The sequence below is a fragment of the Ruegeria sp. AF3 genome, from assembly GCF_056536285.1.
In genome coordinates this window covers 52,145-66,009 of the sequence record NZ_JBQFJM010000003.1, presented here as the reverse complement: position 1 = coordinate 66,009, position 13,865 = coordinate 52,145, and the positions used below count along the sequence as shown (strand labels likewise).

17 protein-coding genes are annotated in these 13,865 nt (G+C 62.3%); 3 read left to right on the top strand and 14 right to left on the bottom strand.

Going from position 1 to position 13,865, the window contains the following annotated elements:
• Nucleotides 1-144 precede the first annotated feature (144 nt).
• From ACR3FC_RS20555 to ACR3FC_RS20545, 3 genes are read left to right on the top strand one after another with little or no spacing between them, the layout of a single operon-like run.
• Entirely contained in the window at nucleotides 145-525 is a 381-nt protein-coding gene (locus tag ACR3FC_RS20555) for a helix-turn-helix domain-containing protein (protein WP_480478309.1), read from the top strand.
• A complete protein-coding gene (locus ACR3FC_RS20550; protein ID WP_089423616.1) occupies nucleotides 522-1,043 on the top strand; it encodes an ImmA/IrrE family metallo-endopeptidase in 522 nt (173 codons plus the stop codon). Before ACR3FC_RS20555 ends, ACR3FC_RS20550 begins: the two co-directional genes overlap by 4 nt.
• 13 nt (nucleotides 1,044-1,056) lie before the next feature.
• Entirely contained in the window at nucleotides 1,057-2,466 is a 1,410-nt protein-coding gene (locus tag ACR3FC_RS20545) for an exonuclease domain-containing protein (protein ID WP_480478307.1), read from the top strand.
• Between the two features lie 77 nt (nucleotides 2,467-2,543).
• Here ACR3FC_RS20545 and virB11 read toward each other — a convergent pair whose 3' ends face one another.
• The 14 genes from virB11 to ACR3FC_RS20475 are packed head-to-tail and all read right to left on the bottom strand — an operon-like array spanning nucleotide 2,544 to nucleotide 13,815.
• Nucleotides 2,544-3,524, bottom strand: coding sequence for a P-type DNA transfer ATPase VirB11 (gene virB11 / locus ACR3FC_RS20540; RefSeq protein WP_480478305.1), 981 nt, complete (start codon nucleotides 3,522-3,524; stop codon nucleotides 2,544-2,546).
• The gene (locus tag ACR3FC_RS20535; RefSeq protein WP_480478303.1) at nucleotides 3,524-4,948 is read right to left on the bottom strand and encodes a TrbI/VirB10 family protein; all 1,425 of its coding nucleotides are present in this window, start codon (nucleotides 4,946-4,948) and stop codon (nucleotides 3,524-3,526) included. Before ACR3FC_RS20535 ends, virB11 begins: the two co-directional genes overlap by 1 nt.
• Before the next feature lie 2 nt (nucleotides 4,949-4,950).
• Complete coding sequence (locus ACR3FC_RS20530; protein ID WP_480478301.1) at nucleotides 4,951-5,673, bottom strand: TrbG/VirB9 family P-type conjugative transfer protein; 723 nt, start codon at nucleotides 5,671-5,673, stop codon at nucleotides 4,951-4,953.
• Nucleotides 5,674-5,678: 5 nt separating this feature from the next.
• Nucleotides 5,679-6,359, bottom strand: coding sequence for a VirB8 family type IV secretion system protein (locus tag ACR3FC_RS20525; protein WP_480478299.1), 681 nt, complete (start codon nucleotides 6,357-6,359; stop codon nucleotides 5,679-5,681).
• Nucleotides 6,360-6,376: 17 nt separating this feature from the next.
• The gene (locus ACR3FC_RS20520) at nucleotides 6,377-7,390 is read right to left on the bottom strand and encodes a TrbL/VirB6 family protein (protein WP_480478297.1); all 1,014 of its coding nucleotides are present in this window, start codon (nucleotides 7,388-7,390) and stop codon (nucleotides 6,377-6,379) included.
• Nucleotides 7,391-7,816, bottom strand: a complete 426-nt coding sequence (locus ACR3FC_RS20515) for a hypothetical protein (protein ID WP_480478295.1) — start codon at nucleotides 7,814-7,816, stop codon at nucleotides 7,391-7,393.
• Nucleotides 7,817-7,824: 8 nt separating this feature from the next.
• Nucleotides 7,825-8,592: a type IV secretion system protein gene (locus ACR3FC_RS20510; RefSeq protein ID WP_480478293.1), complete on the bottom strand. Its 768-nt coding sequence runs from the start codon at nucleotides 8,590-8,592 to the stop codon at nucleotides 7,825-7,827.
• Nucleotides 8,589-9,701, bottom strand: a complete 1,113-nt coding sequence (locus tag ACR3FC_RS20505; protein ID WP_480478291.1) for a lytic transglycosylase domain-containing protein — start codon at nucleotides 9,699-9,701, stop codon at nucleotides 8,589-8,591. Before ACR3FC_RS20505 ends, ACR3FC_RS20510 begins: the two co-directional genes overlap by 4 nt.
• Nucleotides 9,698-9,907: a hypothetical protein gene (locus tag ACR3FC_RS20500; protein ID WP_480478288.1), complete on the bottom strand. Its 210-nt coding sequence runs from the start codon at nucleotides 9,905-9,907 to the stop codon at nucleotides 9,698-9,700. Before ACR3FC_RS20500 ends, ACR3FC_RS20505 begins: the two co-directional genes overlap by 4 nt.
• Nucleotides 9,904-12,297, bottom strand: a complete 2,394-nt coding sequence (locus ACR3FC_RS20495) for a VirB4 family type IV secretion/conjugal transfer ATPase (protein ID WP_480478286.1) — start codon at nucleotides 12,295-12,297, stop codon at nucleotides 9,904-9,906. Before ACR3FC_RS20495 ends, ACR3FC_RS20500 begins: the two co-directional genes overlap by 4 nt.
• On the bottom strand, nucleotides 12,272-12,550 hold the full coding sequence (locus ACR3FC_RS20490; protein WP_038070148.1) for a VirB3 family type IV secretion system protein: 279 nt from the start codon (nucleotides 12,548-12,550) through the stop codon (nucleotides 12,272-12,274). Before ACR3FC_RS20490 ends, ACR3FC_RS20495 begins: the two co-directional genes overlap by 26 nt.
• A 15-nt stretch (nucleotides 12,551-12,565) precedes the next feature.
• Nucleotides 12,566-12,847, bottom strand: a complete 282-nt coding sequence (locus ACR3FC_RS20485; protein ID WP_009574106.1) for a TrbC/VirB2 family protein — start codon at nucleotides 12,845-12,847, stop codon at nucleotides 12,566-12,568.
• A 16-nt stretch (nucleotides 12,848-12,863) separates the two neighbouring features.
• Nucleotides 12,864-13,562: a lytic transglycosylase domain-containing protein gene (locus ACR3FC_RS20480; RefSeq protein ID WP_480478284.1), complete on the bottom strand. Its 699-nt coding sequence runs from the start codon at nucleotides 13,560-13,562 to the stop codon at nucleotides 12,864-12,866.
• Nucleotides 13,501-13,815 carry a hypothetical protein gene (locus ACR3FC_RS20475; protein ID WP_480478282.1) on the bottom strand — a complete coding sequence of 105 codons (315 nt, stop codon included), beginning with the start codon at nucleotides 13,813-13,815 and terminating at the stop codon, nucleotides 13,501-13,503. Before ACR3FC_RS20475 ends, ACR3FC_RS20480 begins: the two co-directional genes overlap by 62 nt.
• Nucleotides 13,816-13,865: the final 50 nt, after the last annotated feature.

Below are 13,865 nucleotides of genomic sequence, written 5' to 3'. Positions count from 1 at the left end.
ATGAGCTGCCCCTTTCGTTTCCAGTGCTCGATTCTAGTTGGTCATGCCTAGGATGAATGGTTAACCGTGTGTTGTCAATGCAAGCACGTTTGCAGATCAATATGTTGAAAATACAAACATGATGTTTGTGATATTGACACGACAATGACAAAAATGGTAACGGAGCGCATGTCAAGGGAACTGATACACAGGGCGTTCGGTCGTGCAGTGGCGACCCGAAGGAAGCAGCAAGGCAACATGACCCAATTGGAGCTCGCTCAGAAAACGGGGCTCTCGCGTGCGTCGATTGCGAACATAGAGCGCGGTCAGCAGAATGTTGGCCTCCATCACCTTTACTCGATAGCCAACGCACTCGAAGTGTCTTCGTTATCTGACCTGCTACCTCCTCTGAGTATTGGTCAGGATAGGGAGGAAGAACCGCAAATGCGTACTAGCGAGAAACTGTCTGAAGCCAGCAAGGCAGGTGTAGAGCAACTCATCCGCAAAGCTTTGAAACAGGGCGCGAAGCAGAGTACCGGACGATGAGTGCGGACAAAGAGCGAGCAATAACGGCGGCGCGCAGAATCCTTGAAGAGCACAATATTCAACGAGCGCCAGTTCCCGTAGAGCGCATTATCAAGAGCCGGAACATAGTGCTTGATTACGCGCCTCTTGATGAGGACTTATCGGGTATGGCCTATAGCCAAGACGGTGTTTCGATGATCGGGGTAAACGCTTTGCACCATCCCAATCGACAAAGGTTTTCGGCGGCGCATGAGCTGGCTCATCACGTATTGCATGAGGAAAGACTGCATGGCGAAGTTCACCTTTCCAAGGGATTGCGGGCATTGAGGCGCGATCAAGTATCTTCGCAAGGCACAGATCCATTGGAGGTCGAAGCGAATACATTCGCTTCGGAACTTCTAATGCCTCACCAACTACTGCTGGATGCTTGTGGCAAAGAGGGCTTGGATTTGGATGATGAGGCCAAGGTCGAGAAGCTCGCCAAGAAATTTCGGGTCAGCGTGTCTGCAATGAAATACCGGCTGGCCAGCCTCATGTGATTTTGGTGGCCACTTGTCGTTCATTTTTTTTGACACTGAAACTACTGGTTTGCACGCTGGCTTCGATCAGATCGTTCAATTTGCAGCCGTCAGAACAGACAATGACCTCAACGAAACCGATCGGTTCGAATTGAGATCAAGAATCGATCCGAATGTTGTTCCGGACGTACAGGCGATGCTTGCCAACGGTTTGTCAATTGAAGAACTGACAGACCAGCATCTTTCCACCCATTATCAAATGATGCGGGATTTGAATGAGCGGCTGGTGTCTTGGTCGCCAGCCATTTTTTTAGGATACAATTCCATAAGATTTGACGAAGAGTTTCTTCGCCATGCGTTGTATCGAACATTGCACCCTCCCTACCTTACGAGCCTTCATGGGAACGGTCGGAATGACGTTATGTCACTCGCTTTGTCCTGCTCGGCGTCTGGTGACAACGCCCTACGCGTGCCGCTCAAGGACTCAGGTGATCCAAGCCTCCGCTTGCATGATATTGCAGCGGCCAACGGCATTACTGTGCTCAAGGCACACGATGCAATGTTCGACACGCAAACAACGCTTGAGCTCTGCCGCCTTGTGAAGAAGCTGAGCCCGGATCTTTGGCGAAAGTTTGTGCGTTTCTCCAACAAAGCTTCGGTTGCCGATTTTGTTACGTCGGACGAACCCTTCGTACTTACTGAGTTTTATGGAAACAGCGCATATCACACTCCTGTAGTTTTCGTTGCAAATGAACCCGACCAACCAAATGGCATGCTTTGCTTGAGCTTGGTCGAGCCAATCGAAGAGCTCGCATCAATGTCAGATGAGCAGTTGGCAAGCTGGTTATTGAGCCCACCACGCCCAATCCGGAGAGTTCGATCAAACGCAGGTCCGACAATGATGCCACTTTGGGAAGCATCTGAGGAAATTTTCGTGGGCACCTCATGCGAAGAACTAGAGGATCGGGCCGCGCGAATTGTGGAAGACGAGGGGCTCAAAACTCGAATCGAGCGAGTCTTCTCAGAAAACCGTGCGCAGTATCCTGAGCCAGCTCATGTTGAAGAGATGTTGTACACCAAGTTTTCAAGTCGGAACGACGCTACGCTTTGTGATCGGTTCCACAGCGCTCCTTGGAGCGAACGGCGCGCAATCGCACGGGCCTTCGAAGATGACCGACTCAAAGAACTAGCGCTGCGCATTTGCCACTTTGAATGCCGTTCTGCACTCGCACCCGAGTTGGTGCAGGCGATGGATGTCGAACTCGCGCATCGACTTATGTCTACCGACGCTCGGCCTCCGTCGGTTGAGCGGGCCCTAAAGAAAGTCGAAGAGGGGCGAGCGAGTTCCGAGTGTGAAGTGAGCGATATCGGGCTGCTGGAAGGCTATGGGGCCTTTCTTTCTCAGCGTCGGACAAAAATTATGAGGTTTCTTGAGGGGCAATAGGAGGCTGTAACGGTTCGTTGGGAAACCGCTGTACCGTATCAGGGAATGGCGACATTCCACTCCATAGGCGCGACGCCTCACCTGCTCGGCAAATAAAACTCGGTAATCCCCCGCTTCCCCTCGGCCCGCCCGAGCTGCACGATCACATCGATGGATTTCCGGATGTATTCCCGCACCTCGGCGAAGGTCAGCGGTGTGCCAGCCTGCAGCACCATGATCGCCAACCGGTCGATGGCGAGTTCCGCGGTTTCGGCGTGGATGGTTGAGACCGACCCGCCATGGCCGGTGTTAATGGCTTCGAGATAGGTCAGGGCCTCTGCGCCGCGCAGCTCGCCGACGATGATCCGGTCGGGGCGCATTCGGAGGGAGGCCTGCAGAAGGGCGTTGGCGCTGCGTTGCGAGCCGGCACCTCGGTCGGCCAGGAGGGCGACGGTGTTCGGCTGGCCGGGGAAGAGCTCGAAGGCGTCTTCGATGGTGATCAGCCGCTCGTGCTCGCTCACGTGGGTCAGGAGATGGCGGGCGAAGGTGGTCTTGCCGGTCGATGTGCCGCCGCTGATCAGGACGTTGAGCCGCGCCTCGACCAGGGTCTGTAGGGCAGCTTCGAGATTCTCTTCGGCAAGACTGGCAATGTTTTTCATCTTCTCGGCGCGGAGCGCGTCGAGCGAGACGGCCTTACTGAAGAGATAGGCGGGGGCGTAATCCCGGACGCTGCCCGAGGCGAAGAGACGGATCGTGATCGAGGCGCCGCGATCGATGGCGGGCGGCACGGCGACCTGGACCCGGAGGGGTCGGCCCGCATATTCCACCTTGCCGGAGACGAGGGGGTTCTTTTCAGAGACGCGGGCCTTGGCGTCGCCGACGATGGTCTGGGCCATGTTAAGGGCGGTGGTGCGATCCACGGTCTGACCTTCGTGGCGCATGGTGGCGTCGCCTGCAACCTCGAGCCAGACCTTGCCGTCCGGGTTGATCGCGATCTCGACCACGTCGTTGCGTCTCAGCAGGTCGCGGAACGGGTCGAGGTAGCGCTCGAGATATGAGGCTGGTGATGCATGCTCCATCAGTAAATCACCACATCCCGGTCCACGAGCACGGTGACCGAGGCCCCCTGATCGACATAGATCGTCGGCGCGATCGAGACCTGGTCGGCGATGACCGAGCCGACCGCGTCCTGAAGGTCGCTGCCGACATCGCCCAGGACGATGCTGGTGGTTTCATCGTTGGCACTTTCCGCCGCGACGGCTGGTGCCGCCCCGATCACGGAAATCAGCGCCGCCCCGCCGAAGCGCTCGGCGAATTTGGTGTCGACGAGACCGGTGAGGCCCGAGCGGCCAAGCTGGTCCCCGCCTACCGCGGCGATTTCCATCGAGGTGCCGTCCGGGGTCAGGGCGCGGGTCCAGAGGATCAGGATGCGCTTCTGGTGCATCTCGATCCCTGAGCGGTATTGGCCAAAAAGGCGGGAGCCGCGGGGGATCAGGATCCGGTCCCCGGAAAACGCAGGGACCGGCTCGGAAACGACCGCCACGACAGACCCGGGCAAATCGCTGTTGATGGCGGTCTGGAGCGCGGCCTGGATTACGGACCCTTGGGTCAGCGTGCGTTCTGGATGGGTGAGGCGGGCGGCCTCCTGCACCTCGAGCGGCCGCGCACTCTGCAGGAACTGCTCGTTGCCCGAGAGGACCGGCCCGCCAGTGCCAGCGGCAGCAGGATCGGCAACCGCCGCGCCACTTTGGCCACCACGTGGACCATCTGCGTAGACCACGGCGGGGGATTTAATCTGCGCGGTCAGTAGTTCCTCGGCGACCCGTTCGGCTTCGCGCTGGCGTTGTTCCTCTTCTTGGCGGCGGCGTTCTTCGAGCAGGCGCTGATCGGCGATCAACCCTTCGCGGTCGAGCTCGGCCTCGAGGCCTTCGCGTTGTGCGCGTTCGGCATCGAGCATGGCTTGCAGCCCTTCGATGCGGGCCTCGGTCTGACGCTGCAGGTTGGCAAGCTCGGTTTCCTTGGCGGCGAGCGTCGCTTCAAGCGCGGCCTTCTGTTCGTCGAAGGCTTCGCGCAGGTCGGCGACGGCGGACTGGATTTCCGAGTTGCGCGCGGCCTGGCTGGCGGCAAGCGCCTCGCGGAGCTTGGCGATCTCGGCCAGCACTTCGGCGCTCGGTTCGGGGGCAGGGGCGGCGGGCACGTCCAGAGCTTCCTCGACAGCGATCAGCGCGTCATTGACCCGCTGCTCTGTCTCATCAGGAGGAAACTCCAGCCGCCCGCCGGTGCCGGGGCGGCGGTCCTGGAAGGTCTCGACATCGGAGGTCTCGAGCGCACTGTCGCCCTCCTGCAGGCCAGTCGCCAGGAAATACGCGACCCCGGCACCGCCCAAGGCGAGGGCAGCGGCGAGCGCACCGACTCCGAGGCTGTTGCCCCGGCCTTTGGATTTGCCGCGATGGCTGAATTGATCGAGGCGGTTTTGAAGGTCAGGAGGGGTTTGATCGGCCATGGTCAATTGCTCACATAGATCGCGCTCTCGTCGCGCCAGGCACAGATCGCCTCGTCGCCGATGCGCAGCGTCCAGTAGGTGTTGACCCCGAGCACGCGGACGGTATTGCCTTGCTGGGTCCAGTTCACCGTGCGTTCGCGGCCCTGGTCATCGGCCTTGAAGAGGGCGGGCTGGCGACCACTCTCCGGGAAGACAAAATACGTGTAGCGCCCGTCGTCGTAGATATGGCTGGGGCGGAAATCCCCTTTTCCCGAGACGCGGTAGTTGTAGTTGCGCGGTGCCTCAAAGCCTTTGGGCTGGGTCGCACCTGCCGCGCGGCGCTCCTCGTCGGGGTAGCGGAAGCGTACCTCGAAGAACATTCCGGTGCGGTTCGGGATCGAGCCCTCGCGCAGATGGAAGGAATAGGTGCGGCGGTTGGTGATCACCGTCATGTTGGTCGAGGCATTGGCCACATGCGGTTTGATCGTGAGCACATTGCCAAGCTCGGGGATCGGATCGACCTGGAAGCTTTCGGTGTCGCCGACAATCACCGCCTCGAACCGCTCGCCTGCGCCAAAATGGATCGTGGTCGAATGTCTGAGATCGGTCTCGATCCGGTAGACCTGGTTTTCATTATAGACGGCGGTGCGGATGCGGATGTCGAGCGGGCCACCTTGCGGTGTGGCCTCGGCATTGGCGGCAACAGGAAGGGCAAGCGCCAGGAGGAGCGCGGGCAGGGATCTCATCTTGGTCAGTTCTCCAGGGTCTCGGCATCGACGCGGTAGGAGGTCACCACGAAGCCCAAGGGGTTGGCCCAGACGTCCTGAAGGCGCTGGCGGGTTTCGGGTTGGAAGTCGTAGCCGACGGTGGCCACGTAAGACCGGGTGACGGTGCGGGTATCTCGGGGGCGGCGGAGCGTGCGGGTGAAGCGGACCTGTGCCACGCCGCGCTCGATCTGGTTCACCGACTTGATCACCACCTCGATCTTGGCGTCGCGGCCATAGACGGTGATCGGGTAGTCTTCGTTGGTGGAGGACCAGAGATCACGCAGCGTGCGGGCGGCGTCGCCATTCGAGCGATCGAGCACCGAGTTGATGCGTTGCTCGCCATCGGTCAGATCATAGGTCTCTCGGTCATCGACGTAAGCGACGAGATTGGCCTGAATGATGGCGTCGCTCTCGGAAAGCGTCAGCGCCTGGACAGCCGCAACCCGGTCCATCTCGCCGGTTTCCTTGTCGACCACGACCACGAAGGTCTCGGTCGATTTGAGCGGAAAGAGGCTCGCGCCCGCGACCATGCCTGCGACGCCGACCAGCACACCGGCCGCCGCGACAAACCATGCGAAGCGCTCACGCTGCCTTGGCCCGTAGATGAAATCCGCCTCGAAAGCGTCGCGGTCAGGCGCGGAGGAACTGGTTACAGTCTTCTTCAAAGTGGTCGTCTTTCAAATCAGGGTTTGCGAAAGGCCTTGGCGGCGGAGAGGAGCGCGCCGGGGCTTTGCCGGATCAGCTCGCCGGTCTTCACCACGCCCGCATTGGCCATCTGGTTCAGCTCATGCGGGGACTTGCCGGTGACGAGGCGCGAGGTCGCGCCCGCGCCATACTCCCGTGTGTTCACGAAACCCTGACGCGCAAGGCCCGTGAGACCCACAGCATTGGACGCAATGCCAACGACGCCGGTGAGGTTGGAGGCGATGTAGGGGACCGAGGCCATTATCCCGGCGCTGAGGATGAGGATCACGAGGAAGGGCAGGATGAGGCTGACGGTCTCGACATCGCCCGGATCGGCGGAGGCGTCCCCGATGGCCTCGGCGATCGCCACGATGATGCCCGCGGCCCCGGCGGCCGCGACGGGCATGAGCGCATAGCCGATGGTGGCGCGGGTCCAGGCCTCGAAAAGCGACTGGGTCGGCTTGAAGAGCGAGGTCACGATCATGAAGGGGGCGATGACGATCATCAGCGCGAAGACGATGCGGGCGAAGGCGATAATCCCGGCGGTGACGGCGGCGAAAACGGCGGAAAGGACGAAGAAGATCGCTCCCAGAACTGCGCCGAAGACCCAGCCCGCGCGGTCGCCGATCGTATCGCCATAGGCGGTGATGCGGGCGACCATGTTGTCGAGGCTCTCATAGACCCCGGCCTCGTCGCCCGAGCCGGTAAGCGCCAGGATCGAGGCGCCGACGGAGTCGGGCACCCGCGTGACGATGTCATAGATGACGCTGAAATTTTCCCAGCTCTGCGCGAATAAGCCCACCAGTGCCACCTTCATCCCGAAGGCAAACCCGGTGCCGAAGGGAAGGGGGCGGAGTTGCATCACCGCGTTGATCCCGAGGAGCACGACAAGGAGCGCGGCCCCGGCGGAGATCACGTCGCCGACAGCACCTGCCGAAGAGACAAAGCCGTCCTGCGCCACGGTATCCACCGCCGCGTCGACCTGGCTCAGGATGTCGCGAATAACGCCCATCTACTTTACGCAGGCCTCCACAACTTGCGCCTCGAGCGCGTCGGCTTGCGCGTAGAGATCGAGCACCTTGAACGGCAGGCGCGGGTTGTCCGAGGTCTGGAACCGGGGCAGGGCGGTGATCGCCTGATCCCAGGTGAACTGATCCAGCAGGCAGGTGCAGGTTTCCGAGGCGAGGGCTTCTTCGGCAATCAGGATGCGCAGGATCGCGCGGTAGCCGTTGCGGAGATAGGCGGTCTCGGCCAGATCGGCGGGCGGTTTTGGGACGCGGCAGGCGTCATTTTCGTCCGGCGCGATGGCCATCGAGCTGAAGGGCGTGTCGCCGGACGGGTTCGTGCTCGGGGTTTGGGCCAGCGCGGCACAGGGCAGGGCACTCACTACGAGCGCGGCGAGACAAAGAGACCGAATTGGCGCCAAGCTGTGGGTCATGGCTTGCCTCATGGATCCACCGCCATTGAGCGGAACTTGCGCTCATCCGCGAGGGTCGCGGCATCGACAACGCCAAGCTGGCCTGCACTCACGCCTTGCGCCGCTTCCAGCCGCCAGATCTGGGTCAGGATGATGCCAAGTTCGGCGGTAACGCGGGTGTTGAGATCGACGGCGGCCTTCAGCCCGTCCTGATCGTCGATGAGCCCGACCATGGTCTCGAGCCGTTCGAGGCTTTGCCCCGCCTCTTCATGGCTTTCTTGCGCCGCGACGGAGAGCATCGCACTGGCACCGGCCGAGGTCGCGATGCGGTTGTCGGCGGGCTGATCGGAGCCCGAAAGCGTGCTCAGGCGTTCCGAGGTGAAGCCGCTGCCTGAAAGGGCGCGCTCGACCGAGGCCGAGAGTTCCGCGCCGGGATTGAAGCCGCTCAGGAAATCACCGCTGGCCAAGGACTGCGCGGTATTGAGCGGGGCCACGAGCTTGCCGCGGAGCGCGCGGAATTCTTCGACAGTGGCAAAGAGTTCTCCCAACCCGCTGCCTTCGATCAGCGAGGTCAGTTGCGCCTCGAGGTTTGTGAGCTGCGACAGCTGGGTTTCCAACTCCAGCCGCATGGTGGCGAGTTGCTGCATTTGGACGTTCAGGTCCTCGGCCATGTGTTCGAGCTGCGCCACCAGCTGGCCAAGCTGCGAGCCATCAAAGGTTGGTACGCCCTGGGAAGAGGCGGGCTCGGAGAGTCCGAGTGTTGTGACCGCAGCCACGGTCAGGAGAAGCTGTCTCATTCGGGAACTCCCATCTGCATGAAGTCGCGCTCGGCCAGCCGGTCGGCCACAAGGTGCTGCGCATGGGCCGCCTCGCGCTGCTGGTTGGCGGCCATCAGCCGGACGCGGAGATTGAGGATGCGGCCGATCTCGGCCTTGGCGTAGGTGTTGAGTTCCCAAGCCGCCTTGGCATTGGGCTGGGCATCGATCTGCAGGATGATCGCGCGGAGGCGATTGATGACCTGCTCGGTCGTCGCCGAACTGTCGGCGGCGTAATAGACGCCCGCCTCGGAGATGCTCGCATATTCGGCGAGCGCAAAATCCGAGGGAGAGAGCGTGCCGAGCGCGTCGGCGCCGCCCACCACAGCGAGGTACTCGTTGTAGAATTTGGAGATGTTGCGCACGTAGCCTTGGGTCTCGGCAAAGGGCGGCACGCCGCCATATTCGATGACCCGACCCGGTCCCGCGTTATAGGCTGCGAGTGCGTGCGGAATGTTGCCGAAGCGATTGAGCTGGGTCGTGATGTAGCGGGCCCCGCCGCGGAGGTTGTCTTTCACATCGTAGCGGTCGACTCCAAGATCGGAGGCGGTGCCAGGCATGAGCTGGGTCAGACCATAGGCGCCGACCGGGCTTTCAGCGGCGACGTTGAAGCGGCTCTCCTGCTTGATCAGGGCCTGGAAGAGGCAGCGCCATTGGGTGGCCGAGAGACCGGCGCGGGCCACACCGGGCGCGCCTGCAAATTCGCCTGCCACCTCGACGATCATCATCTCGACCGTCTCGCGGCCCTCGCCGAAGAGGCGGCTGTTCATCGGGCTCGGATCGGTGTTCGGGTAGACCGCCGCTACCCCGAAATCCGCATTGCCCTCGAGCGCGCGGATATCGAAGCCGGGGCCGGTGATCGCGGCGGTCATTTCCTCGAGGACGCGCAGCTGGTCGGCCTGCACATCGGCCAGGGTCGACTCTGTCCGATCCTTGTCCTGCTGGACGCCCAGATCCTCGGCGAGCGCTGTCACCCGCGCGATGGCGCGGCCGATCGCGGAATTATCCTGTGTCGGCACGCCCTGGCCATGGGCGGGCAGGGAACCAAGGCCGAGGCAGAGCCCGGCGGATATGATCGCGGCGCGGCTCATTCCGGACGGGGCAGGGGCTCGAAAGTGCAGTCGGGTTTGGCTGTTGCGTGAGCCGGTGCGCCCATGGTCGAGACCGAAAACGCGGCGCGCGTCACCTGCGGCGCGCCATTGCGTCCGAAGCAGGGCGAGGTCTTCTCGGTGTATTTCTCGCAAGCGGCCAGAAGGCTTGTGGCGGCGCAAAACGCGAGGAGGGGTTTCGAACTCATTTCGCATGTCTCCAGAAATCAGGGTTGGCGCGCCAATCGGCGGGCACGCGGGCCTCACCGGTGGCCCCGCCGCCAAGGATGGGAAGGAGGTCGCCGAGCGCGGAGAGGTCGGCATCGACGAAGACGCTGTCGCCAGCTGAGCGGATGAGCGCGATGCGCTGACCGATGGTGGGCTGGACGAGAAGGGCAGCCTCCTTGGCGTTGACGCGGAGAAAATCGTAATCGGAGACCGTGGCGCGATCGTTCGGGAAGAGGATCTGCGTCGGCACCGTCTCGACGATGGTTTTGCCGACGCGGCTGTCGCGCAATTGGTTCGGATACTGCGTCATCATGATCACGACGCAGTTCATCTTGCGTAGCGTGACCAGCCAGTTTTCCAGCCGGGCCCCGAAATATGGGTCGTCCAGGAGCTTCCAGGCCTCGTCGAGCACGATGATGGTGGGGCGGCGATCCTCGACCACGCGTTCGATCTGGCGGAAGATGTAGGAGAGCACCGCCATGCGCTCAGTAGTCATGTCGAGGATTTCGGTCATGTCGAAACCAATGATGTCGGAGGCCAGTTCAAGCCCGGCACCGTATTCCGGCTCATCGAAGACCCAGCCGTAGCGGCCGCCCGGGGCCCATTCGGCGACGCGGAACTGTAGCTCGCCATCGTCATCGAGCGACTGAAACAGGGTTTCGAAACTCGCGAAGCGCCGGAGCGAGCCCTCGGCATGGGCATTTTGCGCGACAGCGCTCTGGATGTGTCGTGACTGCTCGCCGGTGAGGGTTCCATTGCGTGTGAGAAGTGTCGAAAGCCAATCCGAGAGCCAGGCGCGGCCACGTTCGTCGATTTCGGTATCGAGGGGGTTCAAGCCCGAGGGCACACCGGCGCGGATTTCGTTGTAGCGGCCACCAAGGGCGCGCACGGCCATCTCGAGGCCGCGATCCTTGTCGAAGAAAAAGAGCCGTGCGCCGACCCGTTGCGCTTGGGCTGCGAGGAAAGCGGTGGTCAGCGTCTTGCCGGTGCCAGTGCGCCCCAGAACCAGCGTATGGCCAACGGTCGGTTCTTTGCCAGGGTTGCCCGCCTCGTGAAAATTGAAGCGATAGCCCGAGGTGCCGACCGTGGGGAGGACCGAGATGGTCTGACCCCAGGGCGACTGGTCAGGACCTCGCCCCTCGACACTGCCATGGAGCGCGGCGAAGTCGGCGAAGTTGATCGAGGAGATCGGCGTCTTCCGCGCCCTGTAGCCGAAATTTCCCGGAGATTGCGCGAAGTAGGTGGCTTTCAGCGCCATGTTCTCGCGCACGATGACAGACATGATCTCCTGGCCCACGCGTTTGATCTGGGCAGCGGCCCGCTCGAGCGTGTCGCGGTCTGGCGCATAAACCGCGATCGAGAGGTGATGGTCGCCAAAGGCGATGCGCCCCGCCTCCTGATCATCGGCGGCTTGGCCGAGTTGTTCCCGCAGGGAGACGGCGGCATCGTCGGAGGCATGCATCTGGCGGATGATCCGCTGGATGCGTTCGGCCATAATGTTGTTCGGGATCGGGCTGAAGGAGTTCGTGAGCACGATGTCGAGCGGCAGGTCGAGCGCATCGAGCAGCGTCACATCGGTCAATGCCGGGTAGGTCTTCATCGAAAAGAGCGCGCCGTATTTGATCTGACCGGTCACGGCGTCGGTCAGGGTGACGACGTCGCCGTCGAAGGTCGCGCGGCAATTGCTCAAGGTATGCGAGAGGGGCAGAGCGCTTTGCCCGAAGGCGATGGGGGAGAAGCTGCCTGCGTTCAGCGTATCGAGGTAGCCCAGCCATTCGCCGCCCTTGCGGGTCAGCCGCACGGGATTGGCCGAGGCAAGCGCCACCTCGAAGAAGCCCATAACCTCGTTCAGTTCTTGCATCCGCGTCGCGCGGTCCTTGACCCAGGCCTTGCGAGCCAGCGCCCGCAGAAGCGGAATGCGGGCCGAAATGTCGGGCCGCCGGATCACGCTGAGATAGAGCTGGCGTTTGGCCGGGCGCAGGTCTTTGACATGGGCCTGCCAGCGCGCGTCGATCGCGGCGGCGAAGCTGTCCCCCTCGATCGCGCGCATCCCGAGATCCTGCGGGACCGAGATGCGGTGGATGTAGAAGCCGAAGGCGTTGCCGGTCTGGGCGACGATGGCCGCGACCGCGCGTTTGAGCGCGTCGAGCCGGGCGTCCTCACTGGTCATCGGGTTCAGACCATCAAGGCGCAGGGTCGCCAAGAGGTCGCCCTCGCGCAGGACCATGACATCATCATCCGCGAGCGCGAAATACGGCAGGTGTTCGGCGAGATAGCTCTCCCGCGCGAACGCCCCGCCGCCAGCCTGAAGTAGTGCCGTTCCGTGAGTGGAAAGTGTGCCCGCATCAAGCGCCAAAGCTGTCGCCTCCATGCAGGGCCCGGTTCTTCGTCGGGCGCACCGATCCATAGGAGACGCGCAGCACTTCGAAGAAATGCGGCTCGCGGTCGGCGACGAACCAGAGGATCGGATAGGCGACGAGACCAATCAGGAAGAAGACCATCGACTTCGTCCAGATGAACGGCAGAACGACCCCTGTCGCCAGCACCACGAGGTATCCGACGGGGAGGCCCAGATACTTGGGCGGACGGGCGAGGCCCAGAAAGAGGGGAGATCGTTCTGCCACTGCTCTACTCGGTTCTCAGGAGAAGCCGTCAACGATGGTGCCGGCCGAGAAGATCAGCACGATCCCGATGATGACCGATGCGAACCAGCCCCAGTTCAGCCGTCCCATCATGCACATGAAGCCGGTGCCGATGACCGCAAGCGTGGCGACCGCGATCCCGATCGGACCGGTCAACGCGGCCTCGACGGTTTCCAGCATGGTCTGGATGGGTGACAAGTCTTGCGCGAGAGCGGGCGTTGCGAAAGCCGCCAGGGTTGTGGCGGCAGGCAAGAGGCGGCTGAGGCGATGTCGAAGCATGCGAAGTTCCCTTGTTTTACTGAAGATCGATGAGGACGGGCGCGCGGGCTGGAACCCGGTCTGCGACGCGGATGTCCGGAGCGGCAACGGGCGTGCCCGCGAGCCTGGAGCGGATCCAATGGATGCGCGCGATGTAGTCGCGGGTCTCGGCGAAAGGCGGGACACCGGAATATTCGACCACGCGGTGCGGCCCGGCATTATAGGCGGCAAGCGCCAGGTCGATGTCCTTGAAGGTCGCAAGCTGCGCCAGCAGGTAGCGCGCTGCGCCATCGAGGTTCTGGGAGGGATCGCGCGGATCGACCCCGAGGGCACGGGCCGTGTCCGGCATCAGTTGGCCAAGACCATAGGCGCCCTTGGGGCTCAGGGCAGTCGGATTGTAGCTGCTTTCGGCCTCGACCAGAGCGCGGAACAGGATCTGCCAGTCCTGCGCGTCGAGACCGACGCGACCCAAGGCACGATTGCCCGCATGGCGCTCTGCGGTGGTGCGGATCAGCGCGAGAATGCCGTCGCGACTGGAAGGCGGCGTGGCGTCCAGCGAGGCCAGAACGACTTCGGCCTCGGTGCTATCATCCAGCCCCGCCCAGGCAGGTCGCTCGCCATGAAAGGTCCAGCCAGAAGTCCGGGCCGTCCCGTCGCGGCCGAAGGCGATGACGTCAGCCGCGCTCCTCGAGGGTGATGCTGTAATCAGGACCAAAGCGCAGATCGCGCCCGTCACCGAACTCGAGATGATGTTTGAAGAGCCCCGGCCATATGTTGAAATACCGCGGCTCTGGCCCGTGCGGGGTGATCCGGGTCGAGACCAGAATGGCTTCCGGCTCGCCGTCGCGCAGGTAGATGCACTGGTAGCGCGGCTTGCCATCGTCCGTGAACCCCACGAGTTCATACCGGCAGCGGAACGCGATGCCCTTTTCGGACAGGTCTTTGACACCATCGATGGTGATCAGGATCTGGTTGCGCGCTATCGGCATGTTCGGACTCTCCCCACGAGAGCCCTTCTACTTCCTGCGCTTAAATCCAT